The sequence below is a fragment of the Spirosoma harenae genome, assembly GCF_054776975.1.
Map to the genome: position 1 here is coordinate 632,224 of NZ_BAAHBD010000010.1, position 24,174 is coordinate 656,397.

General features: G+C 45.1%; 20 protein-coding genes. 10 read left to right on the forward strand and 10 right to left on the reverse strand.

From position 1 onward, the window contains the following. Positions 1-10: 10 nt before the first annotated feature. The 3 genes from ACYVE4_RS16600 to argS all read right to left on the reverse strand — a co-directional run bounded on the left by ACYVE4_RS16600 (position 11) and on the right by argS (position 3,501). Complete coding sequence (locus ACYVE4_RS16600; protein WP_461041288.1) at positions 11-904, reverse strand: 1,4-dihydroxy-2-naphthoate polyprenyltransferase; 894 nt, start codon at positions 902-904, stop codon at positions 11-13. A gap of 127 nt (positions 905-1,031) precedes the next feature. Further along, complete coding sequence (locus ACYVE4_RS16605; protein ID WP_461041289.1) at positions 1,032-1,652, reverse strand: glutathione peroxidase; 621 nt, start codon at positions 1,650-1,652, stop codon at positions 1,032-1,034. Between the two features lie 64 nt (positions 1,653-1,716). After that, positions 1,717-3,501: an arginine--tRNA ligase gene (gene argS, locus ACYVE4_RS16610; RefSeq protein WP_461041313.1), complete on the reverse strand. Its 1,785-nt coding sequence runs from the start codon at positions 3,499-3,501 to the stop codon at positions 1,717-1,719. Positions 3,502-3,695: 194 nt separating this feature from the next. On the opposite strand from argS, the gene ACYVE4_RS16615 reads away from it, so the two are divergent. The 4 genes from ACYVE4_RS16615 to ACYVE4_RS16630 all read left to right on the forward strand — a co-directional run bounded on the left by ACYVE4_RS16615 (position 3,696) and on the right by ACYVE4_RS16630 (position 8,140). Then, the gene (locus ACYVE4_RS16615; protein WP_461041290.1) at positions 3,696-4,208 is read left to right on the forward strand and encodes a hypothetical protein; all 513 of its coding nucleotides are present in this window, start codon (positions 3,696-3,698) and stop codon (positions 4,206-4,208) included. Positions 4,209-4,253: 45 nt separating this feature from the next. Continuing rightward, entirely contained in the window at positions 4,254-6,146 is a 1,893-nt protein-coding gene (locus ACYVE4_RS16620) for a CocE/NonD family hydrolase (RefSeq protein WP_461041291.1), read from the forward strand. Between the two features lie 94 nt (positions 6,147-6,240). Then, positions 6,241-7,344 carry a vWA domain-containing protein gene (locus ACYVE4_RS16625; RefSeq protein WP_461041292.1) on the forward strand — a complete coding sequence of 368 codons (1,104 nt, stop codon included), beginning with the start codon at positions 6,241-6,243 and terminating at the stop codon, positions 7,342-7,344. Between the two features lie 112 nt (positions 7,345-7,456). After that, complete coding sequence (locus ACYVE4_RS16630; RefSeq protein ID WP_461041293.1) at positions 7,457-8,140, forward strand: uracil-DNA glycosylase family protein; 684 nt, start codon at positions 7,457-7,459, stop codon at positions 8,138-8,140. 45 nt (positions 8,141-8,185) lie between these two features. Here the strand turns inward: ACYVE4_RS16630 and ACYVE4_RS16635 are convergent, their stop codons facing one another. After that, positions 8,186-8,656 (reverse strand): lipocalin family protein, encoded by a 471-nt coding sequence (locus ACYVE4_RS16635; RefSeq protein ID WP_461041294.1) that lies wholly within the window; start codon positions 8,654-8,656, stop codon positions 8,186-8,188. Between the two features lie 262 nt (positions 8,657-8,918). On the opposite strand from ACYVE4_RS16635, the gene ACYVE4_RS16640 reads away from it, so the two are divergent. After that, the gene (locus tag ACYVE4_RS16640) at positions 8,919-9,239 is read left to right on the forward strand and encodes a heavy metal-binding domain-containing protein (protein ID WP_461041295.1); all 321 of its coding nucleotides are present in this window, start codon (positions 8,919-8,921) and stop codon (positions 9,237-9,239) included. Between the two features lie 9 nt (positions 9,240-9,248). On the opposite strand, the gene ACYVE4_RS16645 is transcribed toward ACYVE4_RS16640, so the two are convergent. After that, entirely contained in the window at positions 9,249-10,226 is a 978-nt protein-coding gene (locus tag ACYVE4_RS16645; protein ID WP_461041296.1) for a gluconolaconase, read from the reverse strand. A gap of 233 nt (positions 10,227-10,459) precedes the next feature. After that, positions 10,460-11,989 (reverse strand): P-loop NTPase family protein, encoded by a 1,530-nt coding sequence (locus ACYVE4_RS16650; protein WP_461041314.1) that lies wholly within the window; start codon positions 11,987-11,989, stop codon positions 10,460-10,462. A 180-nt stretch (positions 11,990-12,169) separates the two neighbouring features. Here ACYVE4_RS16650 and ACYVE4_RS16655 point away from each other — a divergent pair, with 180 nt between their 5' ends. Further along, positions 12,170-13,969, forward strand: coding sequence for an IPT/TIG domain-containing protein (locus tag ACYVE4_RS16655; protein WP_461041297.1), 1,800 nt, complete (start codon positions 12,170-12,172; stop codon positions 13,967-13,969). A gap of 43 nt (positions 13,970-14,012) precedes the next feature. Here the strand turns inward: ACYVE4_RS16655 and ACYVE4_RS16660 are convergent, their stop codons facing one another. Further along, positions 14,013-14,954, reverse strand: a complete 942-nt coding sequence (locus ACYVE4_RS16660) for a 2-hydroxyacid dehydrogenase (RefSeq protein ID WP_461041298.1) — start codon at positions 14,952-14,954, stop codon at positions 14,013-14,015. A gap of 117 nt (positions 14,955-15,071) precedes the next feature. On the opposite strand from ACYVE4_RS16660, the gene pdxA reads away from it, so the two are divergent. The 3 genes from pdxA (at position 15,072) to ACYVE4_RS16675 (ending at position 18,217) form a co-directional block, all read left to right on the forward strand. Next, positions 15,072-16,580 (forward strand): 4-hydroxythreonine-4-phosphate dehydrogenase PdxA, encoded by a 1,509-nt coding sequence (gene pdxA / locus ACYVE4_RS16665; RefSeq protein ID WP_461041299.1) that lies wholly within the window; start codon positions 15,072-15,074, stop codon positions 16,578-16,580. Positions 16,581-16,691: 111 nt separating this feature from the next. Next, on the forward strand, positions 16,692-17,579 hold the full coding sequence (locus ACYVE4_RS16670) for a YicC/YloC family endoribonuclease (RefSeq protein WP_461041300.1): 888 nt from the start codon (positions 16,692-16,694) through the stop codon (positions 17,577-17,579). A 2-nt stretch (positions 17,580-17,581) separates the two neighbouring features. After that, on the forward strand, positions 17,582-18,217 hold the full coding sequence (locus ACYVE4_RS16675; RefSeq protein ID WP_461041301.1) for a DNA-3-methyladenine glycosylase: 636 nt from the start codon (positions 17,582-17,584) through the stop codon (positions 18,215-18,217). Between the two features lie 36 nt (positions 18,218-18,253). Here ACYVE4_RS16675 and ACYVE4_RS16680 read toward each other — a convergent pair whose 3' ends face one another. Next, a complete protein-coding gene (locus ACYVE4_RS16680) occupies positions 18,254-18,739 on the reverse strand; it encodes a GNAT family N-acetyltransferase (protein ID WP_461041302.1) in 486 nt (161 codons plus the stop codon). A 106-nt stretch (positions 18,740-18,845) separates the two neighbouring features. Further along, positions 18,846-20,651 (reverse strand): gamma-glutamyltransferase, encoded by a 1,806-nt coding sequence (gene ggt, locus ACYVE4_RS16685; RefSeq protein ID WP_461041303.1) that lies wholly within the window; start codon positions 20,649-20,651, stop codon positions 18,846-18,848. A gap of 194 nt (positions 20,652-20,845) precedes the next feature. Between ggt and ACYVE4_RS16690 the strand changes: the two genes are divergently transcribed. After that, positions 20,846-22,087, forward strand: a complete 1,242-nt coding sequence (locus tag ACYVE4_RS16690) for an ABC transporter permease (RefSeq protein WP_461041304.1) — start codon at positions 20,846-20,848, stop codon at positions 22,085-22,087. A 62-nt stretch (positions 22,088-22,149) separates the two neighbouring features. Here the strand turns inward: ACYVE4_RS16690 and ACYVE4_RS16695 are convergent, their stop codons facing one another. After that, positions 22,150-23,823 (reverse strand): NFACT RNA binding domain-containing protein, encoded by a 1,674-nt coding sequence (locus tag ACYVE4_RS16695; RefSeq protein WP_461041305.1) that lies wholly within the window; start codon positions 23,821-23,823, stop codon positions 22,150-22,152. Positions 23,824-24,174 lie beyond the last annotated feature (351 nt).

The window sequence follows — 24,174 nt, forward strand, 5'->3', positions numbered from 1 at the left end:
ACCAGACAGTTTATAAAATCTGTCCGACGCCGAATAAAATGACAAACAATAACGTAGTTAGCGCTAATTGTCCTAACCGGGGATTAAGTTCGACTGCCCGTTGATGAGTAGCAATAGCTCGGCCATTCAGGATGAAAAGCGGAAAAGCCAATACATACAGATAGCTAAACCAGGCCGCTCCGGTCAGAAACGAATACGCGATGGCACAAGCCATTCCGGCAATGAGTAGACCCCAATGGTAACGAATCGCCAGTGCCCGGCCTATTCGCGCGGGAATCGACTTTTTCCCAGTCATCGTATCGGTTTCAATGTCACGTATATTATTGACATTCAGCACACCAGTCGCAAAAAGTCCGACGCTGGTAGCGGGCAAAAGCAGCATTGGATCGAATGATAACGTATGCAGAAAATAGGTGCCTAGTACGCCAACCCAGCCGAAAAATAGCAAAACAGCAATATCGCCAAAACCTGCATAGCCATACGGTCGTTTGCCATTGGTGTACCCAATAGCGGCCGCAATACTTAATAAACCTAATACCAGAAAGAACCAGAAAAGCTTCGGGCCAGCGCCATAAAAAGCAACAATCAGCAGTCCGATACCGCTGATAAAGGATAGAACCGACATGATGATAATTCCCCGCAACATGGCTTCCTTGCTGATATCACCAGTAGCCACTGCCCGACGGGGACCTACCCGTAGCTCGGTATCTTTACCGGAAACGGCATCGCCATAATCATTGGCGAAGTTGGATAAAATTTGGAGGAATATGGTCGTCAAAGCGGCCAGTAGTGCAATCGACCAGCTAAACTGATGAGCTGCCGACGCCAGAAAACTACCCAGAATAATACTCGCCAAGGATAGCGGTAACGTACGCGGTCGGGCAGCCGCAATCCAAGATTTCATCACTCAGTTATGAATGATGAGTGATACGTGATAAGCGATAAGTGACGAATAGTATCCCTAAATAGTCCTTTGAAGCTATACCCAGGAAATTATTCATCACTCATCACTTATCACGTATCACTCATAATTAAATACCTACTGCTTTCTTAAATTCATCATCTTCAGGCTTTACTTTCGAGCCAAAGAAGTTGGTCAACTCACCTTTTTCGTTGACGACATATTTGCAGAAATTCCAGGTCGGAGCCTGCTCGTTCCAGCCGTTCATGTCTTTCGTTGTCAACCACTTATATAACGGAGCCTGATCTTCGCCGAGTACTGATACTTTCTCAAACATCGGGAAGGTTACGCCGTAATTCTTTTTGCAGAATTCAGCAATTTCCTGGTTAGAACCGGATTCCTGATTTTTGAAGTTATTAGCGGGGAAACCCAATACAACAATTTTGTCACCGTGCTCTTTGTAGAACTTCTCCCAATCGGCATACTGAGGAGTAAAGCCGCACTTCGACGCTACGTTCAGAATAACCACTTTTTTTCCTTTGTAAGCTTTCAACGCTACTGGTTTGCCGTCGAGTGAATTTACTGTAAAATCGTAAAGACTTTTTGTTGGAGCGGCAGCATCAGCCGGAGCGGAAATGGCAGCCCGTTTATTGCTAAAAATTGCGGTAACCAGCGTCGAGAGAGACATAAAACTACTTAAAGTGAAAACGATTGCCAGAGCGGCCAGAGTAAAAATGAGATTCTTTTTCATGGTTGGTTTAAACGTTTTGGCTAAAGTTTACTGATTAAATTTTGGAACAGCGTCAACAAAGTAACTACATTTTCTGAGGAACTTCTATGCCTAATAAGCTCATTGCCTTCTGAATAGTTTCACCAACGATCTTTGTCAGGACCAGGCGAGTTTGCAACTTAATCGGATCAGCCTCTTTCAGGATGGGAAGCTTATCATAAAACTGATTAAACGTTTTTGCCAGTTCATAGGCATACTGTGCAATATAGGAGGGCGCATAGTCGTCACCAGCTTCTTTTATCCGTTGTGGGTACTGACTTAACAGAAAGGCTAGCTGTTGCTCGATCTCATCAAGTGGCGAAACAGAAACCGGCCCATTTAACGCAATATTAATGTCAGTTGCCTTCCGTAGGATCGACTGAACCCGGGCATGAACATACTGAATGTATGGCCCTGTATTCCCGTGTAAATCAACGGATTCAGCCGGATTGAACTGCATCCGCTTCTGCGGATCAACTTTCAGCAGATAATATTTCAACGCACCCAGCCCCAGCATCTGAAACAACGCAGCTTTTTCGGTTTCACTGAATTCATCGAGCTTGCCTTTGGCGACTTCATCAGCAGCGGTAGACGCGGCTTCGGTTGTTTCGCGAATCAGATCATCTGCATCCACAACAGTCCCTTCCCGCGATTTCATCTTACCCGTTGGCAAATCCACCATGCCATACGACAGGTGATACAGGTTGTTGGCATAAGGTCGACCTAAGCGACGCAGAATGGCGAACAAAACGTTAAAATGATAATCCTGCTCGTTGCCTACAACCCAGATTTGACGGTCGTTATGAAAATCCTGGAATTTCAGATCGGTCGTCCCCAAATCCTGTGTCATGTAAACCGACGTGCCATCGGAACGCAGCACCAGTTTCTGATCCAATCCTTCGTCGGTCAGGTCAATCCAAACGGAACCGTCATCTTTTCGATAGAAAACGCCTTTCTGCAACCCTTCTTCAACAATTTCTTTTCCAAGCAGATACGTATTCGACTCGTAGTAGGTTTTGTCGAAACTAACGCCAATTGTTTTGTACGTAGCATCGAAACCGGCATAAACCCAGTCGTTCAGTTTACGCCAGAGCGCCACCGTTTCAGGATCGCCCTGCTCCCAAAGGCGTAGCATCTGCTGGACTTCGAGCATTAACGGTGCTTTTTTCTCGGCTTCTTCCCGCGATATACCCTGCCCGACCATCTCCTCAACTTCCAGCTTATACGCTTTGTCGAACTTCACATAATATTTACCAATCAGGTGATCGCCTTTCAGCTCTGCTTCTTCGGGCGTTTCGCCATCGCCATATAATTTATAGGCTAGCATCGACTTACAGATGTGAACACCGCGATCATTAACGATACAGGTTTTTACCACATCATACCCATTTACCGCCAAAATTCGGCTTACGGAATCCCCTAGGAAATTATTTCGTAAATGGCCTAGGTGCAGCGGTTTATTCGTGTTCGGCGACGAAAACTCCACCATGACTGACTGGCCTTTATCAGCTAAAGTGCCGAACGACGGGTTTGTAGCAATGTCATTCAGGAGCTCAACCCAGGCAGCATCGGCAATGCTGATGTTGAGAAATCCCTGTACAACATTGAAGCTGCTCACTAGTGGGCTGTTGGCAACCAGCCAGTTACCAATAGCCTGCCCGATTTGAACGGGAGGCTGACGAAGCGCTTTCGTCAGTGAAAATGTGACGAAGGTGTAAAGTCCTTCGAATTCCTTCTTGGTAGGTTGTAAGGCTATATCGCCGATTTCCTGCTGATACAATTCTGAAACCGCTCGCTGAATAGCAACTTTTAATTCTTCCTGAATATCCATTCGATTGTGCAACCGCACAAACAGGCGGTTTTCTGGCTGCAAAACTACGAAATTAATAGGTAGCGTATCTGAACTGATCATATCGGCAAGCTGAATCAGTAAACCGATTCTCGGTTTGCCTTATTTTCAATAGATTGACAAGAATAGCCATTAAACTGGATTGTTATTCTTGTCAACAACAATCCCTCATCCTTATGAAAACGATAATTTCCAGACTTCTTCTTCTTGGCCTGGTCGCCAACTTGGCAAGTTGTTATACGGCCAGAATTGTGTCAAATGTAAAAGCAGACGCCAGGCCGGAGTTTCGGCGCATCCTGATTGTCTCGAAACTTCCGAACGTACGACCTGACTATTTACCAATCTTCCAGACCGCCTTTCCTCCTGGATATCAGGTATGTGTTGTATCAAACAGTCCGCTTTCGTTTGATGATCCGGAACAGGCAATTGAAAAACAGCGCCAAACGTGTCAGAGTGAAATCCAGTTGACTATTGATATCAATCGCAATTACACATCCGGTACTGGCCGCTATATTTCGGCCAATAATGAGCTTTATCTGGAGATGAAAAACCTGGCAACGGGGCAACCATTTTGGAAAGCTCTGGCTACTACATCCGGCACTAGCGAAGTAGCTCCGCGCGAAGTAGTTAATCAACTTATTAAAGATGGCATTATTGAAAGTTCACCGACTATCAGCAAGGCTTACTAAATGAGCTAATTCACGATTCTACCGCTTATCTTAACTAACGTTTTAATGAACAACCGATCCTCTTTATCCAAACTAATCATTATACTAACACTGGGTATTTTTCAACACGTTTATGCTCAGGAAGATGTCCTCAAAAAACTTCAGGAAATTGCTATTATCGAACAGAAAGTCATGATGCCCATGCGCGATGGCGTCCGACTGGCAACCGATATTTATCGCCCGAAAACGGATAAGACTGTTCCAATTATTTTCTCCAAAACGCCGTATAACTTTAATAACTGGGGAGATGGCGAACAAAAACTGAACAATTACCAAACAGCACTGGATGCCGTAAAAAGAGGCTATGCGTATGTCGTTCAGAACGAGCGAGGTAAGTTTTTCTCCGAAGGCGAATGGGATATTCTTGGACCACCCACTACGGATGGCTACGATGCATTTGCCTGGATGTCGAAACAGCCATGGTCGAACGGGAAGATTGGCACATACGGATGCTCGTCTACGGCGGAGTGGCAAATGGCTGTTGCGGCCTTAGATCACCCATCGCATGCGGCTATGGTGCCTATGGGTTTCGGTGCGGGAGTTGGTCGCGTCGGACAATTTTATGAACAGGGAAACTGGTATCGGGGTGGCGCTCAGCAAATGCTATTTACAACCTGGCTCTACGGTACGCAAACGGATGCCTTCGCCCGACCACTTTTCCCCAAAACGGCTACCAGCGAAGACTTAACCCGCGTATCACGTTTTTACGATCTGGCACCCGAAATGCCCCGCGTCGACTGGGCGCAGGGATTACGTCATTTACCCGTGCAGGACATTATCAAAAATGTGAATGGGGCAAAGGGGGTTTATGAGAGAATGATTGTTCGTAAACCCAACGATCCGGCCTGGTATAAAGGTGGTCTTTACCATGATAATATGCCATTTGGCGTGCCGAGTTATTGGTTTGTTTCCTGGTATGATGTCTCCAACGGTCCAAACCTCGCGCTGTTTAATCATGTCCGTAAAAATGCAACCGATCCGCAAGTTCGTGACAATCAATATTTAGTGATCGCTCCCACGTTACACTGTGCCTATAAACGCGCAACGGCTAATACAATCGTAGGCGAACGAAGTGTTGGAGACGCCCGACTGGATTATGATGCTATGATTTACGGCTGGTTTGATTATTGGCTCAAAGGCGAAAACAACGATGTTCTGAAAAATACACCTCGTGTCAAGTATTATACGATGGGATCAAATAAATGGCAGACAGCCGATTCCTGGCCACCAGCTACATCGGAAATGACAACCTATTATCTCTCTAGCGGTGGTAAAGCAAATAGCCTTTATGGCGATGGCAAATTGACAACAAAAGCGTTAGGTAAAGACGAAAAGCCCGACGCATTTGCTTACGATCCCATGTATCCGGTACCTTCGTATGGTGGAAATGTGTGCTGCACAGGCACGGCCGTTCAGGGTGGTTCATTCGATCAGCACCAGATGGAAACACGTCAGGATATTCTCGTTTACACAACCGAACCGTTTGCCGATGGCGTGGAATTAACGGGGGCCATTGAACCGACTTTATACGTATCATCCGATGCAAAAGACACCGATTTCACCGTTAAATTAATTGATGTTTATCCCGATGGGAAAGCGTACAATCTGGATGAAACCATTTTACGGGCTCGCTACCGCGACGGTTTCGATAAAGAGGTTTGGATGAACAATGGAAAAGTGTACAAACTGACACTCAGTCCAATGGCAACCAGTAATTATTTTGCACCCGGCCACCGGATACGAATTGAAGTATCGAGCAGCAATTTCCCCCGCTTCGACCGAAATATGAACACAGGTGGTGATAATTACAGCGAAACAAAAGGCGTAGTGGCTCACAATCAGGTATTTCATTCGGCTCAATATCCGTCGCAAATTCGCTTACCGATTGTGAAGAAGTAAGGCGAACAAATCCGCAAACCAGACTGTTCTCCACTTGTGAACCCTCGCCAGGCCAAGCTTACGGCTATTGACTGGCGACTAACGACTTTTACGAATGAAAGGCTTTCAATTTTCCGATTATATACCGCCCGAGCAGAAAGAAGGCAGCAACTTCGATAAACTGCTGAACATCTTCCAGCAACTATTGCTAATGACTTCTGGCGATGTCGAACAGGCAATGGCCTGGATGAACCAACTCGATCGGCAATATGGCCTGACCGACGATAAATACGGCATCGGTAATTTCTTCGACGACCTGAAAGAAAAAGGCTACCTGACCGAAGAAAATCAGGAAGGAAAAATTGTGATGACGCCCAAAAGCGAGCAAACCATCCGGCGAAGTGCGCTGGAAGAAATTTTTGGTAAGCTTAAACGCTCAAAATCAGGCGGCAATCACAACACACCGTATACAGGTACTGGCGACGAATTAAGCAGCGATCTCCGTAGCTACCAGTTTGGGGACACGCTGGAACAGATTTCCATGACGGAGTCGATCCGAAATGCACAGATCAACAGCGGTGTTGAAGAATTCCACCTGATGGAGCGCGATCTGGAGGTTACGGAGAAGGAGCAAAAAACGCAGACCTCAACCGTATTGATGATCGATATTAGTCATTCGATGATTCTGTATGGTGAAGATCGCATTACGCCAGCTAAAAAAGTAGCCCTTGCACTGGTCGAACTGGTCAAACTTAAGTATCCGAAAGATACCCTTGATATTGTTGTGTTTGGCAACGACGCCTGGCAGATTCAGGCGAAAGAGCTGCCCTATCTGGAAGTAGGGCCTTACCATACCAATACCGTTGCCGGACTTGAATTATCAATGGATTTGCTGCGTCGTCGGAAAAATAAGAACAAGCAGATTTTCATGATTACGGATGGTAAACCCACTTGTTTGAAAGAAGGGATCAAGTACTACAAAAATTCGTTTGGGCTGGACCGTAAAGTGGTGAGCAAAACGCTTACTCTGGCCGCTCAATGCCGTAGACTGGATATTCCAATCACCACGTTTATGATTGCCTCTGATCCATACTTGAAGCAATTTGTACAGGAGTTTACCAAAGTCAATAATGGACGCGCGTATTACAGTGGTTTACAAGGCCTTGGAAATATGATGTTCGAGGATTTCCAGCGCAATCGCCGAAAGAATATTAAGTAGGAAAGCTATCTTTTTTTGTCATTCTTCACTTCGGTCAGAATGGCAAAAAATAAAAATGTATGTGCAAAGTCGGGGCAATGATCCCGACTTTGTTTTTTACCCAATACACCACATGATAACCTTTGCCGATAAAGCTATTGCGTATTACAATAACCTCTCTGCACCCACAAATTTACCGACTGGCGTTGACGTCATGAACCCCTATCAAACGCCGGACGTAAGGCGGATTGTTGAGGAATTTTACAGTAAGTTTTTCAATGATACTAATCCAAGGGTGTTTGTACTCGGGATCAATCCGGGACGCTTTGGAGCGGGTGTAACAGGAATTTCGTTTACAACTCCCCAGAATTTACGCCGATATTGTGGTATCGAGAATACCCTACGCGATACGCCCGAACTATCAAGTCGATTTATTTATCAGGTTGTCGACGCATTCGGTGGAGCGCAGGCATTTTACGGGCAATTTTTTCTAAGTTCATTGTTTCCGCTGGCCCTGACCAAAGGCGGAAAGAACTATAATTTCTACGACGATCGAGACACAACAAATGCCCTCTGGCCTGCTATGACCAAAACAGTTCGGCAGCAATTAGCCTTTGGTGGGGCTCGAAACGTAGCCGTATGTTTAGGCCAGAAAAACGAAACCTATTTACGCCGTTTAAATGATCAGCAGGGATTTTTTAATCGCATCGTTACACTCGACCATCCACGATATATTCTGCAATATAAATCGAAAGATGCCCCACTTTACCTGGAGAAATACATCTCGACGTTACATAGTTGTCTGGAAAAGGCATAAAAAAAGCGGGACTTAATCAAAAGTCCCGCTTTTTTTATAATCAGGTTATTGCCTCGTTAAATCCATCGTAAACGTATAATCAACCTTCGTTCCAGTTCCCAGGAAGTCTTCTCTCGACTGCCATTGCAACTGAGCAACTGAGCCCGTTTTCAGCACATTGTACGTTGTTGTCGTATTATCGGCACGGGTTATGGTTAATGTACTTCCATTAAGTGTCCACTTGCTCGATCCGTCGATGCCGGTAATGGTACTCGGTGGAATCGCGCTTTTCTGACAGGTCGTTGGATTATCGGTTGTTACATTTCCGCCCGTTGCAAAGGTTATTTTTATATCGCTCATGCAGGTTGTCGTTAGGATTAACGGTGCTGCTGCGAGCAAATCCTCATAAACTCCGCCAACCTTTGGGTTCGACTTCAGCGCTGTAATTTTATACGTTCCTTCAAGCCCTGTAGTTGTGCCTGGATTATCCGTATCATCTTTCTTGCAACTATCTAACCAAATGGTTAGAGAAATCATCAATATATAAGTTAATGATCGGGAGAAATAAGGGAATTTCATTCGCTTCTATTAATAAGAGGTTGTAAATGATATTTTGTGCAATGGTTAACGAATAAACGTAAAATCGTACAAATATTAGCTATAAGTTGTACAGAAACTAGCTTAAAAAAGTAAAAACAAGCTAAATGTTTACTTTTAAAGTTGCCGCCAATACCAATATATGATATACAATCCAACAACTTTATAACTTTACGACCTTGCAACCTTATAACTCCCTACAATGCTCATCACAACTACGCCGAACATAGAAAATAAACAGATTAAAAAATACATTGGCCTTGTGAATGGCGAAGCTATTATTGGGGCAAATCTCGTCAAAGATTTCTTCACCACGATCCGTGACGTTGTGGGTGGTCATAACGGAGCCTATGTCCAGGCGTTGCGAGAAGCCAAAAGTATTGCCATCAAAGAAATGATCGATCAGGCTTCCCGACTTGGTGCCAATGCAATTATTGGCGTAGATTTAGATTACCAAACTATCGGTACCAATGGCGCTATGCTGATGGTCAGTGCCAATGGTACCGCTGTCATTATGGAATAGAGCTATAGTCTAGCGAAATCGCTGGATGCTGTAGTCGTTGGATTGAAGTTTAGACCGATCGCCCATGGCTGCACTGATTTCGCCGATACGGGCATTTATCGTAAAAATTTGATTGTTAACTGCGACATTGGTAGTTGCCTGATTATATCCGTTGGGATCAATTTGGGCTACTACCGCCGATTGCCAATTGTCGTTGCTAATTAATCGCGCAACACGACTGCCACTGCCGGTTACCACATATAGGTTGTTGTTCAGCAAAGTCAATCCATCGCCCGGCAAAGGTCCCGTTCCCACTATTTCCGTGACAGCATTTCCGCTCTGCAAATCCACTTTGTAAAGTTTACCCTGCCCCGTATTGGCAACAATCAGATAGCCATCAGGATGATATACAATACCGTTTAACCCAAACGTGGGACTGCTGAACCGGATATTATCCCGGACGAGAACGCTAGCGACACCACTGCTGGTCACTTTGTAAATAACCGGCGAGAAAGAGTCCGTAACATATACGGTCCCGTCGGGTGCAAGGGTTAAATCATTGGCAAAATTAGGTTCAGCAGCAGGCAACAGATCGTCCAGGTCAATCTTACGCTCTAACTGACGAGTACTAATGCTAAATACAAATAGCTCGGCCGTCTGGCGAATCGTCTGCGGTGTACTTTTATCCGAAGCGCCCTGGTCATTATTAGTGACCAGCAGCCGGTCGCCCGCTACTTTCAGGCCATTCACACTGATCAAACCTGGGTCAGATAGTAATTCAGCATAAACGCCATCAGCACCCACCGTACCTACTTTGCCCTGCGTAACCGACGAAATCACAAACTTCTCCAATTGACCAGAATAAGCGATTCCTTCAGGGTATTGGCGCTGGGCCACAAAATTGATGCGTTCTGGAAAACCAGCATTTGGACTAAGGCGGTGATCTTCGCAGGCAGTCAGGCATACCGTGGCGGTACACCAACCGAGTAACTGGTAAAAGCTTTTCATAATAGATCAGTTGAGTAAGAAATTGGGGGTAATAAGACCTTTCAACAGCTTATTAATGATTTTTTAACATCGCTACAGTTAACCGGCCGATTAACCGTTATGTTTACCATTGGCCATGTAAGCTTTTATTCCATCACTTCTCTAAAACAACTTACACGAGCCACAAAAAAGCGTTAACCAAAGTCAAACCTTTAGCTAACGCTCCATAAAATGAGGCTATTTAGTGATTCGGTTTAGTACCGATCATCGTCGTCTTCATCATCTTCCCCAAAATCGTTACCAGGGTTGAACATCGAACCGAGTAAGTCTTTGAACGATAAGCCTGTATCCATCGCTTTTTTACCGACTAACGAGTGTTCGGCTAAGCCATGTAGGGCAAACTCCATCATAAACAGTTTTTCGGATTTGCTCAAACGCGAATGAAACTGGTCGACTACGTCATCAAGGCCATCAATCGTCCGTAGCCGGGCTTCGTAATCCCGATTTGTCAAGTCATTCAGAATATCCATCGTATTGCCGTCGCCAAACCAATCCGTAATTTTTTTGTATGGATTGCCGCGTTTGTCTTTTTTGGCTTTCTCTGGATTCGGGAAATACTGCAGAAACTGATTACGAATAGCTTTCCCAATCAAGTTCTGCGCGACAATAACCGGCCCTTCCACTTCGCCTTCGTAAACAAGCTCTACTTTACCACAAATAGCAGGAATCACCCCATATAAGTCGGCAATGCGAACGTAGGTTTCTTTTTCGCCATTAAGCAGCGAGCGTCGTTCGGCCGAAGAGAGCAGATTTTCGTAAGCCGAAATCGTCATACGGGCCGAAACGCCACTTTTCGAATCAACGTATTCACTTTCACGCGCTTCCAGGGCTATCTGTTCAATCAGGTCAGCAATCAGGTCATTGGTTTTCACCATTCCTTTTTGCTCTGTTTTAACAATAGCCTCCTGCATGGTAATCTTCTTCCCAATCTCAATTGATTTCGGATAGTGGGTCACAATCTGCGAGTCGATCCGGTCTTTTAATGGCGTCACAATGCTACCTCGGTTTGTGTAATCTTCAGGGTTGGCCGTGAAAACGAACTGAATATCAAGTGGTAAACGAAGTTTAAAACCACGAATCTGAATGTCGCCTTCCTGCAAAATATTGAACAACGAAACCTGAATACGAGCCTGTAGATCAGGCAATTCGTTGATCACAAATATGCAGCGGTGCGATCTGGGAATTAGCCCAAAGTGAATGGTTCGCTCGTCAGAATAAGGCAATTTCAGTGTAGCCGCTTTAATAGGGTCTACATCGCCAATTAAGTCAGCAACCGATACATCGGGCGTTGCCAATTTCTCAGTATAGCGATCGTTGCGATGCATCCATGTGATTGGCGTCTGATCACCTTTTTCAGCGATCAAATCAAGGGCAAACCGCGAGAGTGGACTCAGAGGATCATCATTCAGTTCTGACCCAGCCACAACGGGAATGTATTCATCCAGCAAATTGACCATCAGACGGGCAATCCGGGTTTTGGCCTGCCCCCGCAATCCTAGCAAGTTAATATGGTGCATCGACAGAATTGCCCGTTCAACGTCGGGAATAACGGTGTCTTCGTAGCCCCATATACCAGGGAAAACAACTTCTTTCTCTTTGATGCGGTCAATTAAATTCTCCCGCAACTCTTGTTTGATTGAACGGGATTGGTATCCGGCGGCTTTCAGTTCGCCGAGTGTGGTAATAGATAATAATTTTGATGCTTTCAGGCTGCGGTAGTTCATTTTCTCTTTAGTGATAAGTGATGGAGGATGAGTGATGAGTGGTGGGTCGATGTATCGGCTCATCACTTATCACTTTTCACTCATCACTTAACTAACAGGCTTTCGAAAGAAATGGTTTTTTGACACTCAAAATGACTAATTTTACCACTTATGCCTCGGGATAAGTGCCCGTTGTCGTTTATGAAGTCGACTATATTACTTTTCTTTTTCTTTATTGTATTTATTGGTCTGCCGAGTTGTCGCGTTCAGAACCACCCACCAGAACTAATCCGTGTATCGCCTGATACAGCCGGAGTCAGCGATAACATTAGGCTGACTGGCTACCAGTTTGGGACTGATCCGATTGTGACGTTCACTTCATCGGTGTCCGTTGTAACTGCTCCGCTGAAAAGCCACGATGAAACCAGCATTAATCTCACCGTACCCGCTACTACTCCGGGCGCCAATCAAATCCGGGTTCAAACGAATCAAGGCATTTCCGACCCACTGCCGTTTGTTGTTAAACAGCCCGGCCCCCAGATCGCCAGTGTTGATCCTACCAACGGACTTCAAGGTACAACGGTAGTCATTAAGGGTAACTTCCTTAATCAGCTTCAACGAGTCCGATTCAACGATGTTAATGCAGCAATAAAAGATAGCACAATCAGTCAGATCACAGTTATTGTTCCGGCCGAAGCTAAACGTGGATCTCAGCCACTTGTTATTGAGACGATTGGGGGTACTGTATCTACTCCAATTCCGTTTATAGTTGCTGGCACTCCTCAGATCACCAGTATTAGCCCACTGCGGGCAAAACCAGGTACAGAATTGGTTATACAGGGAAAGAATTTAACCGATGCGATTCTGAGTATCAATGGACTAACTACAGACAGGAGCTTGACCACAGTAAAGGATACCGAAATTCGCACGATCATTCCAGCTACAGCCACTTCGGGGCTCGTCAGAGTGCAGGTTTTTGAGAGGTTAGTTGCTTTCAGTACGGATACACTGAAAATTATTCAACCGCCTTTTATTACCAATCTGGCAGCGCGGGATGGTATTGCAGGAGACAAGCTGATCATACAGGGGCTTAATCTGCGCGACATAACGAGCCTATCATTTGGCAATGTGGCTGCTACCTTCCGGGTTTTGAGCGATACACAGATCGAAGCCGTTGTGCCCGCTCTGGCGGCATCAGGTGCCGTAGCAGTTTCGGCCAATAGTATTGGAGGAAATGCTACAGCAACAGATCAGTTCTTCTTTTACCTCGCCCCGTCAAATCTAGTTGCAACCCCCGCCCGACAACTTAGTGGACGACCGATCACTATTTCAGGCAAAAATCTTTATCGAATCACCGATGTTAAGATCAATGGCATTACGGTACCGATTACTAGCCGCAATGAAGGATTTGACCTGTTGATTGGAGTACCCGATAACGCAACTAGCGGCCCCGTTACTGTTTCAAGCCGGGCCGGAACAGCCTCCGTACCGTTGGTTGTCGTCCAGAAACCCACTATTTCGACTGTTCTGCCTGCTAAAGCTCGAATTGGTGAACGGATTGTATTACAAGGCGATTTTCTGCAGGATGCCTCAATTTATTTTACAGGTTCGACCACTCCGGCTGCTGATGGAGGTAAAAACACGGATACAGAGCGATGGCTTCTGGTACCAGCTGATGCGCAAACAGGTCCGCTACGAGTCGTTAATGTAGCAGGGGAAACGACAACAACTACTTCGTTTACCCCGATCCGACTCCCTACCATCACTGATTTCACACCCAAAAGTGGAGCGATTGGCACAGACATTACGATAACCGGTCAGAATTTATCCACTGTCACCGCAGTACGATTTAGCGGAGGTACATCGTCCACAGCTACGTTTCATATAGCTGGCAATTCGCTCATTGCGACTGTACCGGCTAACGCGCTTACAGGTCAAGTTTGTCTGACGAATGAAGCGGGTACCATCTGCACCAGCGCTAATTTTACAGTAACAAAATAAAACTAGTTGATAGTCATTAGTCGCCGGTTTCTGACATTGGTGACTATTGACCATCGACTAGTTGCTTCACCAAAACCTCGTTGATTCGAACGTAGCTTTCGTGAGTCCAGCCAGCGACGTGAGGGGTTAGTACAACTCGATCGGATTGACGAAGATAATCGAAGGCCGTTTGCTGGTCAGGCGTGAGTTTCGCTAATTTTTCATTTTCCAGAACATCTAAACAGGCCCCGCGAAGTTTCCCACTTTCCAACCCATTCATAACAGCGGCCAAGGATACAATTTCTCCCCTGGCAATGTTAATCAGATAGAACGGTTTTGTAAACTGCTCGATAAACTGATCATTAATCAACTTACGCGTATCGTCGGTCAGGGGAATGTGTAAACTTAGTACATCAGCTTCAGCCATAATTTGCTCCTGGGAGGCTTCCTGGGCAAACTCATCACCGTAATTTGTCAGGAATTTATCGTGGGCTAACACCCGACAACCAAAACCGCTGAGCCGTTGTGCCGTTGCCCGCCCATTATTGCCGTAACCAATCAGGCCAACGGTCATACTATCCAGTTCATACCCGCGATTACCTTCCCGATCCCAAATTCCCTGTCGCACTTCACGGTCAGCTTTCAGAATATTTGCCAGTAGAGCTAGTAGCATACCTACTGTATGTTCTGCTACGGCATCGCGGTTGCCTTTGCCTGCATGAAAAACGGCAATTCCGCGCTGTTCAATCAAATCGAGATCAATCAAATCCAGCCCAGCACCGGCCCGACCAATAAATTGCAGGTTCGGTGCCTGGCTCAACAATTCTTCATCGACCGTGGTTTTACTTCGGATAATAAGGCCTTCAAAAGGTGTGAGAGCGGTTATTAAGTCAGTCCGACTAATCTTTGGTTGGTAACTGTAATGAAAGCCAGCTTCATCAAGCATGGCAAAAAGCGACGGGTGCATCTCGTCGGCTATCAGAATAGAGCGTTGATTCTGGAACATCCGGGGGTTTTTGTAACTTGCAGCAATATCAATGTAGAATGACGTGTAAAAACTGAAAAATCGGTTTTCATTCTACACATTTCACTATTAAAATCTTGGCGAAACTACGAAAAGTACATGGAACAACGCCAACCTAACGAACCGAATCAATCCCGAACCAACCCATCAGGTGGCCCTAAGCCTGACGGACGGCCAACAAATAATCAACCCCAGCCATCCGCTGAACAACGGCCTACGAATCAGCCAACCAATAATCGTCAGGGTGTTCCCTTTCGGGATAACCGGAATGGAGGTACTAACGGTTCAGACCCGGCCAATCGACCTGAAAGATCGTTCAAACCAGCTCAAAATCAGCGCGATAATCGACAGTTAAACGGCCGAAATGACGAGCAACGCCAGAAAAATCAGCGTGATAACCGGCCACCCAACAATGGGCAACAACCGAATGAGGCTCGTCAGCGAGATAATGGGAATCGACCTGATAAAGACCGTAATCCGGGTATGCCTCGTCCTTCTGGTGCCGAACCCATGATGGGCGAAGCTAGTATTCAGGACTTAAGCGGCCATAATCATCCATTGGCAGAATATGCAGGTCGTGAAGACCGATTAGTAATTGGTATTTCGCTTGGCGATTATAATGGAGTTGGCCCGGAAGTCATTCTGAAAGCCTTACAATATAATCGGTTGCAGAAAATCTGTACGCCCGTTATTTATGGCTCCATGCGGATTCTGAATCGCTATCGTAACCTGCTCAATTTCAAAGACTGGAATCTGAATGGGGCTCAAACAATCGGTCAGATCAGTCACAAGCTCACGAATGTCATTACCTGCTGGCCTGATCAGAATCAGGAAATTCAGCCAGGTCAGGTAACGCCTGAAGCAGGCCAGGCTGCGTTTGTCTGCCTACAACGCGCAGTAGATGACCTAAAGGCTGGAAAACTCGATGCACTGGTAACCGCTCCGATCAATAAATACAATATTCAGTCTGAAGAATTTAAATTTCCGGGGCATACCGAATATCTGGCTCAGGAATTTGGTGTTCAGGATAATCTGATGTTTATGGTGGGGGGGCCATTACGCGTTGGTGTCGTAACAGGGCATATCCCACTTGGCCGGGTTCGGCAAAACGTAACGCGCGAACGCATTGCTCAGAAATTAAAACTAATGATGCATTCGCTAAAGCAGGATTTCGGTATTGAAAAACCACGAATCGCTGTGCTAGGCTTAAACCCGCACGCAGGTGAAGAAGGTTTGCTGGGCAACGAAGAACAGGAAATTATTAAACCGCTTTTAACTGATTTACTGAACAAGGGTGAATTGGTTTTTGGGCCATACCCCGCAGATGGTTTCTTTGCTACCCGAGCTTACAAGAAATTTGATGCTGTGCTGGCGATGTATCACGATCAGGGTCTGATTCCATTCAAATCTATTGCGTTTGAGGAAGGCGTCAATTTTACAGCCGGAATGCCTGCCGTCCGTACATCGCCCGATCATGGCACGGCTTATGACATTGCCGGAAAAAATATTGCCGATGAAACCTCAATGCTCCAGGCTATTTACACCGCTATCGACGTAGCTCGGCATCGGAAAGAATACTTAGAACTGGAAGCCGGAGCCTTAAAATGAGTTATAAAGTTATAGGGTTGTAAAGTTGTAGAGTTGGCTAATGCCGGAAAAACCCTACAACTTTACAACCCTATAACTCTATAACTTTACAACCTTATAACTCTTCAATAGATGCTTAAATCAATGACTGGCTTCGGCAATGCAACAGTGGAAGCTGGAGGATTGTCTGTAACAGCTGAAATTAAAACCCTGAACTCTAAGTTTTTAGATATTTATTGCCGAATTCCACGGCAATTTTCAGATAAAGAAATTGAATTACGTGCTTTGTTAACCCAACAATTGGAGCGTGGCAAAGTAGAACTTTCACTGAACCTCGCTCGTACCAACGTCATTCGCCCAGGCGTAACGATCAATCGGCCCTTAGTGTTAGCGTATGTTAGCGATTTGAAAGAAACCGCCAACACCATGCTTATGAGCATTCCCGACAGCGATGTTCTTCAATTAGCGCTTCAACAACCTAATGCCTACCTCAGCGAATCGCCCGATCCGGCCGCCGATGCATCAGACTGGTTAACAATACAAGCCGCCGTGCTGGAAGCCTTACGCCGTTGTGATGCCTTTCGTAAACAGGATGGAGCTGTTCTGGAAGGAAAATTTCAGGAGTATATTCAGATTATTACCGACCGCTTGGCGGACGTTGAGGAGCAGGACGTTCGGCGAATTCCAGCCGTTCGGGAACGCATGCGCAACTCGGTTAAAGAGTTATTGGATAGCGAAACGTTCGATCAAAATCGGTTTGAACAGGAGCTGGTATATTACGTCGAGAAATTTGACATTTCGGAAGAGAAAGTGCGGCTTAAAAGTCACCTGAACTACTTTCTGGAAGTGCTGGCGAGTGAAGAAGCGAATGGAAAAAAATTGAATTTCATTTCTCAGGAAATAGGCCGAGAGATCAATACGATTGGTTCTAAAGCCAACGATGCAGCCATTCAGCGGCTCGTTGTGCAGATGAAAGATGAACTGGAAAAGATCAAAGAGCAAACCATGAATGTCATTTAGCCATGTCCAGGCTTACGCTTGATTTTTTCCAGTCACACGACACGCTGACGCTTGCCCAGCTTCTACTGGGTTGTGAACTGGTTCATGAGTCGGAGGAAGGTACAACAGCAGGCATTATTGTTGAAACGGAAGGCTATCTAACTGACGATCCGGCTTGCCACGCTTACCGCCGACAGACGCCCAGAAATGCGGCTATGTTCGGCCCAGCCGGGACACTTTACGTATACCAGATTTACAACCACTACAACTGCATCAACGTTGTAACCAGCCCGGAAAACGTTGGCGAAGCGGTGCTGATTCGGGCGCTGGAACCTACAGAGGGTATTGATTTAATGGGTCTTCGCCGAAACGAGGCATTTACCATCGGCTTTGCTCGCTATCGAAACAACACAATTGACGCGACAACCACCGAAGGACAGCGTAATTTGGCGAATGGACCTGGCAAGCTCACGATTGCGATGGGAATCAGTCGGGAGCGCGATAATTTCGCTTCCCTTATAACGGGGGCTATTTACATTCGAGGGCCCGTCCTTCACGATTTCGACATGGTAACAACTACCCGAATTGGATTGACACAGGGTGTTGATTTGCCTTATCGATATTACATAAAAGGTAATCGGTTTGTCAGCAAAAAGTGATTGAGGCAACTTTCTTTTGGTAAAATTCCGTCGCAATTATAGCTTCCGATACATGATATAGGCATTTGTATAGCCATTCTGTAGGTGATTAAAGGCTTCCGGAATCTCGCCAATGATGGCAAATCCAAGTTTTTGCCAAAGCTTAACGGCTCGTTCATTGCTTTTTACAACGATATTAAACTGCATAGCCCGATAGCCCAATTTTTTTGCCTCCTGAATCGAAAAGTCGCCCATTAAGCGTCCAATGCGTTGTCCCTCATAAGCAGAAGAAACCATATAGCCAGCATTCGCGATATGCGAACCAAGACCTGGCTGGTTATCTTTTAAAAAGAACGTTGCGGCTACTTTTCCATCTACTGTGGCCACGTACGTGTGCTTATCATTGCCACACCAAAATTTCAGCATCGTTTCTTTCGACGAATCCGGGGCAAAGCAATACGTATCGCCGGTTGAAATTACCTTTTGAATAATATGCCATATAGCGTCCTGATCGTCTGGTATTGCCTTACGAATAGCTATCATTTTACTCTTGAGTCTGTTATGGCGTTTTGTCCTTTCGATGCAGGAAAAATCTCAACGTTGCTTGGTAGTCAAGCTTGACTTTTCTCCCGCATCGAAAGGACAAAGATCAATAACCCCGCGCCGTATTATCCGCCCTGGGGTCCGACGCGCCTTCGTAAGAACCGTCTGGGCGAATCAGCACGCAATCCATACGACCTAATGTGTTCGTCAGTTTTTCTAAAATATATCCCCGACCTTGTAATGCCTGAATTGTTGGCTCCGAGAAAGCGCCATTCTCAAATGTAGTTTTATCTGGTAGCCACTGGTGATGGAATTTAAGCGCATTGACGGCCTGTTGCATTGTCATGCCATGCTCAATTACGTTCAGGATAGTTTGGTAAACGGAAGTCATAATGGTCGAGCCGCCGGGTGTACCGACTACCATAAACAGTTTACCATCTTTTTCCAGAATAGTTGGTGTCATAGACGATAGCATCCGTTTGTTCGGAGCAATGGCGTTGGCTTGATTACCAACCAAACCGTACATATTTGGCGTACCGGGTTTGATACTGAAATCGTCCATTTCGTTATTCATAAAAAACCCCGCTCCGCCAATTACGACCCGACTGCCATAGCCGCCATTTAGGGTCGTGGTAATACTGACCGCATTGCCATCTTTATCGACAATTGAAAAATGAGTTGTTTCTAAACTCTCATAGCCTGGAATTGATCCGCCTTTCACATTTCGGCTATCAGTAGCTTTGGCCCACGAAAAATCCGTCCAGCGTGTTTTGAGATAGTCAGGGTTAATAAGCTGTGATACAGGAACTTTCACAAAATCAGGATCCCCGAGAAATTTGGCCCGATCGGCATAAACGCGTCGTTCGGCTTCAATCATAACCTGCACAGTACTATCTCGATTCCAGCCCCATTTGCGCAGGGGATACTGTTCTGTCAGCCGCATCATTTGCAGTAAGGCCACTCCACCACTAGAGGTTGGGGGCATCGTAATGACGTTGTATTCTTTATATTTTGCCTGAATCGGCTCCCGCCAGGCTGAGTGGTAATTTTTCAGATCTTCTTCCGTAATCAGCCCTTTTCCACGCACCATTTCTTCGGTGAGCAAACGAGCCGTTTCGCCTTCATAAAAACCCGCCCGTCCCTGCGATTGAATCCGTTGGAGCGTTTTCGCTAAATCGGTTTGTACCAGCAATTCACCTTTATGCCAGGTAGTTGTATCTGTCGAAACGGTACTTTTCAGGAAGTATGGTTTTCCGGGATTGATTGTATTCAGATCTTTTTTGATCCGATTCAATCCCAGCGCATCGCGTTCTGTAAGGGCAAAGCCTTTCTCCGCCAGATCGATAGCGGGCTGTAATACTTGCGCCCAGGTCAACTTCCCGAATCGTTTATGCGCTTCGGCCATCCCATCAACCGATCCTGGAACGCCACTCGCCAGATGTCCACTAATACTTAATCCCTGTCTGACATTACCCAGTGAGTCGAGATACATATTCTGTGTAGCTTGTCCGGGTGCTTTTTCTCGAAAATCAAGCGTATAGGCTTTACCAGCATTATCCCGGTATACCATGAAACCTCCTCCTCCAATATTACCAGCTCCCGGATAAACGACCGCCAGGGCAAACTGAACAGCCACAGCCGCATCGACCGCATTTCCACCCGCTTTCAGGATATTCAGTCCAACTTGCGAGGCTTCAGGGTGAGCCGAAGCGACCATTCCATTTCGTCCGATTACGCCAACGCGATCCGAGAAAAAGGGTTTTACGGTTGGGTCTTCATCACGGTATTGGTAAACGCCCTGACTTTGGTTTACGCTCGTACTGGCTGTTGTTGATGACGACTGCGTTTTACAGGCTGCCAATCCAACAGCAAAGAATATCGGAAGAGAATAGTAAGTAAGCCGGTGGTTCATAGGTGTCTTCAGGTTTGTCAGAAATCAATCGGTAAACTACAAAAATAACTCCATACGACCGATACGTCAATCAACCACTTATCCTCCAGAAGTTTATGCTTGTCCGAAATGATTTGGAGAAAAATACCTGACAGCCTACCTTCATTCGTTGAAGAGTGTAACCAGCAAGCTTCACATTACACTTTACGAACTAGATGCGATTTCTACGTCAGACTTTTGAAAGTTTCCGGTTCTCGTGGCAGGCTTTACGCTCTAATCTATTGCGTACTACACTTTCGTTGTTAGGGGTAACGGTTGGTATTTTCGCCATTATAGCCGTATTCACCCTGGTCGATTCGCTGGAACGAAATATCAAAGACAGCTTATCATTCATTGGGGATAAAGTCGTGTATGTAGAGAAATGGCCCTGGTCTTTTGGCGGAGATTATCAATGGTGGAAATATTTTCAACGCCCTGTCCCAACCTATAATGAGTATCGTTTTCTGAGTGAGCGACTTGAAACAGCTCAAGCCGTTGTGGCAATGGCTTTCAAGGGTCGGGTGACCATTAAAAACGGCAATAATAGCATGACGTCCCTGATTCAGGGAACAACTCTGGATTACAATAAGATCTCAGAAGTGCCAATTGAACAAGGTCGTTATTTCACTCGTCAGGAAGTCGATGTTGCCCGAAACGTTGTCATTATTGGCTCCGATATAGCCGAAAACCTATTCCCCGGACAATATCCGGTTGGTAAGTCCTTTAAAATAAAGGGGTTAAATTTCACGGTAATTGGCGTACAGCGTAGAAAAGGGGAAAGCATTATGAATGTTGGTGGTAATCCTGACATCAAATGTCTGATTCCGTACGGAGCTTTCGCCAAGATGTTTCACTCGATCAATCCGAATATTACGTTGGCCATTAAAGGATATGAGTCTGATCAGGGCCTACTTGAACTGGAAAGTGAAATTCGAGGCTTATTACGTACCCGACGGGGATTGCGTCCCGCGCAGGAAGACAATTTTGCCATAAATCGCCCAGAAGCAGCAGCTAAAGCAATTAGCGGAGTCTTCTCGGTACTGACCCTGGCGGGTTGGATAATTGGCGGTTTTTCTATTCTAATTGGTGGCTTTGGTATTGCCAACATCATGTTTGTCAGTGTGAAAGAGCGGATAAATATCATTGGCATCCAGAAATCGCTCGGTGCTAAAAATTATTTTATCCTATTTCAATTTCTGTTCGAGGCCGTATTGCTAAGTCTGGTCGGTGGACTCGCCGGTATTTTTCTGGTTTACTTACTTTCGTTCGTGAATTTAGGCAGCCTCGATCTTCAGTTAACGCCCGGTAATATCGCATTAGGCTTAGGCGTTTCAAGTGTCATTGGCATTTTATCAGGGATTATTCCGGCCTTCTCAGCCTCCCGCCTTGATCCCGTCATCGCAATCCGAGCGAAGTAAGCCGGGACATGTATGATATAGGATGTATGGTATATATTGATTATATAGCTTATATCATACACTTACTCTCCTCTTGGAACAACCATCACTACGTCTTCTTTTTCAACGATCACTTGCCCTTCAGCAAGACCTTTTGGTTTACGAACAAACTTTTTTTGCGTTACTGTTACTGGACACAGGCTATCAGACTTCCGTTTTGAATACCAGGCGGCTAACTCAGCAGCTCGCTCAATAACATGTTTTGGAAAAGTTTTTCCTGCCTGGTATTTCACAATCACATGCGACCCGGCAACATCACGGGCATGCAGCCACAGGTCATCTTTGTACGCGTATTTTTGGGTCAGTAAATCATTATTCTTAGCATTTCGACCAATCAGGATGCGAAAGGTATCTAAGATGACTTGCTTGAAGAGCGTATCCAGTTCCTGCCCAACGCCCGCTTTTTCTGGCTGATTACCATACAAATTATGTTGTTTGACATAACGTCTCAAGTCTTTTAAGGTCTCAATACCAGCCAAATCATTTTTTTGCTGATTGATCTTACGTAAATCCGATTCACGAGCAGTTGCCAGATCAGCAAAGTGCTGTTCTTCCAGTTTTCTATTCTTTGCCTTACGGTAGAAATTTTCAGCGTTTTTCTGCGGAGTTAAATCAGGCTTAAGTTTAAGCGTAACAGGTTGGTCGCGATAAAAATCGTATAGAGTTAACCGTTCAGGCGATTTGGCACCAGGTATTGAAGGAATATCATGCAGGTTTGCCATCAGGATATGGCCCATTTGCTCATGACTAATGCCTTCCTCCTGTGCAATCATTCGTTGCAGTGTTGCATCCAATTGAGCTTCGGCATGTTTTTGTCGTTTTTCAAGAAGTCGAATGAGATTAGCTTTCTCATTTTCGAACATGGTTAGCCCATTATAGGCCAGATAGAAACGATTCGCAGCTTCAATAGGATCGTCAAATTCACGCTTGATTTCCCCATATGGCAATAAACTCAATGCTGGCTTATGATTAAATCGGGTTAAGTAGAAATGCGGTTTTTCCAGTTGTATAAGTACCTCTTGAGTAATAGCCCAAATGTGTTCATGAATGTCTCCTAGCTCTACTTCACTCTTTACCACTTGCTCATCAATCCAGCTATTTACCAATTTCCCAAAGGTTGGGAACAGCTTTCGATAATCATAATTTGCCTTTTCAAACGCTTCATACGATTGATCGATTGGACGATCAAGTAATGAGAAAATCAAGTCATTGTCACTAACCAACTGGCGATTAAATAAGTCAATTACCTGGTCATTCTGAAAAGCGAGCAGATTAGGCCGGTTACCAAAAAACTTGAATACCAAAGCTGAATTTTCCTCTAACACAATAGCCAGACAACGCTCATTTAAAAACGACCGGACATTAACAACCGCCTTTTCCTGGCCAATTTCTCCTACTACCGTTTCAAATAAATCAATGCTGTTTGCTCGAGCACGCTGCACACGGTCTGGAAACAATAAACCTGAGAAATCAGGGCGAAGCGTTGCTTTGATATAGAAGGGCTTATAGTAATTACTCTTGCCTCTTGCTTGGGCAAAAACCAGTACGACTTCATCCCGGTCCTGACTAAAACATTCCATCAACCGAAGAGGGGTCGCAGAAGGATTGCTCTCTTGAGAAAATGGGGTAAAAACACCTAGTAAATAAGATTTAAGAACGGGGGCAAGTTGCCTCAGAAAGTAATAATTCGTATGCATATCGTTACAAAAGTAACAGCAGAAATACCTAATCTAAATTACACTCTATTTATCATATCAAACATAACGATGTTAAAAATATATATAAATAAACCAATAACAACTTAAACTAAATTAAAATCAATGATTTGACAATCAGAACTATACATATATATAATATTATATTTTTCACATAATATAACATTTCACAGATACGTAAACATCTTATTTTTATTACGATTTCTTTTTGAAATATAATTTAACTAACCTAATATTGATGCGTTTACTTATTTTTTCAAACCAACCTAATCTTCATGAAAGCATCGCTCTACAGGTTTCTGCAGACCGCTTTGTTGGGCTCCTGCCTGTGGC

What these genes read in the sequence shown, in the direction of transcription:
- ACYVE4_RS16695 (WP_461041305.1), bottom strand. Translation starts at nt 23,823, where the DNA reads ATGCATACGAATTATTACTTTCTGAGGCAACTTGCCCCCGTTCTTAAA.
- ACYVE4_RS16600 (WP_461041288.1), bottom strand. Translation starts at nt 904, where the DNA reads ATGAAATCTTGGATTGCGGCTGCCCGACCGCGTACGTTACCGCTATCC.
- ACYVE4_RS16690 (WP_461041304.1), top strand. Translation starts at nt 20,846, where the DNA reads ATGCGATTTCTACGTCAGACTTTTGAAAGTTTCCGGTTCTCGTGGCAG.
- ACYVE4_RS16630 (WP_461041293.1), top strand. Translation starts at nt 7,457, where the DNA reads ATGATAACCTTTGCCGATAAAGCTATTGCGTATTACAATAACCTCTCT.
- ACYVE4_RS16615 (WP_461041290.1), top strand. Translation starts at nt 3,696, where the DNA reads ATGAAAACGATAATTTCCAGACTTCTTCTTCTTGGCCTGGTCGCCAAC.
- ACYVE4_RS16625 (WP_461041292.1), top strand. Translation starts at nt 6,241, where the DNA reads ATGAAAGGCTTTCAATTTTCCGATTATATACCGCCCGAGCAGAAAGAA.
- ACYVE4_RS16680 (WP_461041302.1), bottom strand. Translation starts at nt 18,739, where the DNA reads ATGATAGCTATTCGTAAGGCAATACCAGACGATCAGGACGCTATATGG.
- ACYVE4_RS16675 (WP_461041301.1), top strand. Translation starts at nt 17,582, where the DNA reads ATGTCCAGGCTTACGCTTGATTTTTTCCAGTCACACGACACGCTGACG.
- ACYVE4_RS16670 (WP_461041300.1), top strand. Translation starts at nt 16,692, where the DNA reads ATGCTTAAATCAATGACTGGCTTCGGCAATGCAACAGTGGAAGCTGGA.
- ACYVE4_RS16655 (WP_461041297.1), top strand. Translation starts at nt 12,170, where the DNA reads ATGAAGTCGACTATATTACTTTTCTTTTTCTTTATTGTATTTATTGGT.
- ggt (WP_461041303.1), bottom strand. Translation starts at nt 20,651, where the DNA reads ATGAACCACCGGCTTACTTACTATTCTCTTCCGATATTCTTTGCTGTT.
- ACYVE4_RS16620 (WP_461041291.1), top strand. Translation starts at nt 4,254, where the DNA reads ATGAACAACCGATCCTCTTTATCCAAACTAATCATTATACTAACACTG.
- pdxA (WP_461041299.1), top strand. Translation starts at nt 15,072, where the DNA reads ATGGAACAACGCCAACCTAACGAACCGAATCAATCCCGAACCAACCCA.
- ACYVE4_RS16650 (WP_461041314.1), bottom strand. Translation starts at nt 11,989, where the DNA reads ATGAACTACCGCAGCCTGAAAGCATCAAAATTATTATCTATTACCACA.
- argS (WP_461041313.1), bottom strand. Translation starts at nt 3,501, where the DNA reads ATGGATATTCAGGAAGAATTAAAAGTTGCTATTCAGCGAGCGGTTTCA.
- ACYVE4_RS16645 (WP_461041296.1), bottom strand. Translation starts at nt 10,226, where the DNA reads ATGAAAAGCTTTTACCAGTTACTCGGTTGGTGTACCGCCACGGTATGC.
- ACYVE4_RS16640 (WP_461041295.1), top strand. Translation starts at nt 8,919, where the DNA reads ATGCTCATCACAACTACGCCGAACATAGAAAATAAACAGATTAAAAAA.
- ACYVE4_RS16605 (WP_461041289.1), bottom strand. Translation starts at nt 1,652, where the DNA reads ATGAAAAAGAATCTCATTTTTACTCTGGCCGCTCTGGCAATCGTTTTC.
- ACYVE4_RS16635 (WP_461041294.1), bottom strand. Translation starts at nt 8,656, where the DNA reads ATGATTTCTCTAACCATTTGGTTAGATAGTTGCAAGAAAGATGATACG.
- ACYVE4_RS16660 (WP_461041298.1), bottom strand. Translation starts at nt 14,954, where the DNA reads ATGTTCCAGAATCAACGCTCTATTCTGATAGCCGACGAGATGCACCCG.